This window comes from Micromonospora sp. DT227, from assembly GCF_049841835.1.
Classification (GTDB): Bacteria; Actinomycetota; Actinomycetes; order Mycobacteriales; family Micromonosporaceae; genus Micromonospora.
The window spans coordinates 1-1,080 of record NZ_JBNCLA010000043.1; the positions used below are offsets into that span (position 1 = coordinate 1).

Genomic DNA, 1,080 nt, shown 5'->3' on the forward strand with positions numbered 1-1,080 from the left:
CAGGAAACCTCCAACAACAACCGCTGCTGCGGATCCATCGCCACAGCCTCCCGCGGACTGATCCCGAAGAACCCCGCGTCGAACAACGCGGCATCAGCCAGGAACCCACCCTCCCGGGCATAGCTGGTCCCCGACCCCGCCGGATCCGGGTCATCCCACGACCCGACATCCCAACCCCGATCCGTGGGGAACCCACCCACCGCGTCGACACCCTCGGCCAGCAACCGCCAAAACCCGTCCGGGTCACCCACCCCACCCGGATACCGACACCCCATCCCCACAATCGCCACCGGCTCGGCGCTGGCGGCCTCCAGGGCCTGTACCCGGCGGTTGGCCTGGCGCAGCTCGGCTACGGTCCGCTTGAGGTACTCGCGCAGCTTGTCGTCGTTGGTCACGAATGTCCCTCCGGAGCGGGTACGGGCGTTCAGGCCGAGCCGAGCTCGTTGTCGACAAGTTCGAACAGCTCGTCGTCGGTGACCTCGTCCAGGTCGGTGTCGGGCCCGGCGGTCGACTCCGCGGGCGACGGCGTGGTGAGCCGAGCGACCAACGCTTGGAGGCGCCGGGCGAGCTGGGCACGCGTGTCCGCGTCCACGGCCGATTCAGCGAGCACGCGTTCCAACCGGTCGAGCTCGGCGACGGCCGGTGCCTCGGCCGACTCGGCCGGCCACAGCTGGGCCCGGAGATGGTCGGCCAGGGCGGCCGGTGTCGGATGGTCGAAGACCAGCGTGGCCGGCAACGGCAGTCCGGTCGCGGCGGCCAGCCGGTTGCGTAGTTCCACGGCGGTCAGGGAGTCGAAGCCGAGTTCGCGGAATGCCCGGTCGGGTGGGATCGACTGGGCGCTGTCGTGACCCAGGGCGGTAGCGGCGTGGGTGCGTACCAGTTCGAGGATCTTCTGCTGGCGTTGCGGGCCGGTCAACGTCCGTAGCTCGGCGGCCAGTGCTGAATCATCGAGCGGCCCAAGCTCGACATCGGCTACAGCGATGGCGGCTTGTGCCTCGGGCAGTCTGGCCAGGAGCGCACTCGGGCGTGCGGAGGTGAACGCCTTCGTAAACTGGGCCCAGTCCACGTCAGCCACCGCGA

The 1,080-nt window shown here is 69.6% G+C and carries 2 protein-coding genes; both read right to left on the reverse strand.

Annotated elements, in window-relative coordinates:
* Positions 1–395, reverse strand: a 395-nt coding sequence (locus tag ACLQ2W_RS33790) for a beta-ketoacyl synthase N-terminal-like domain-containing protein (RefSeq protein WP_425791946.1), incomplete at its 3' end; no start/stop codon positions are given.
* A gap of 29 nt (positions 396–424) precedes the next feature.
* Positions 425–1,080: beta-ketoacyl reductase (locus ACLQ2W_RS33795; protein WP_425791948.1), on the reverse strand; the 656-nt coding region annotated here is incomplete at its 5' end.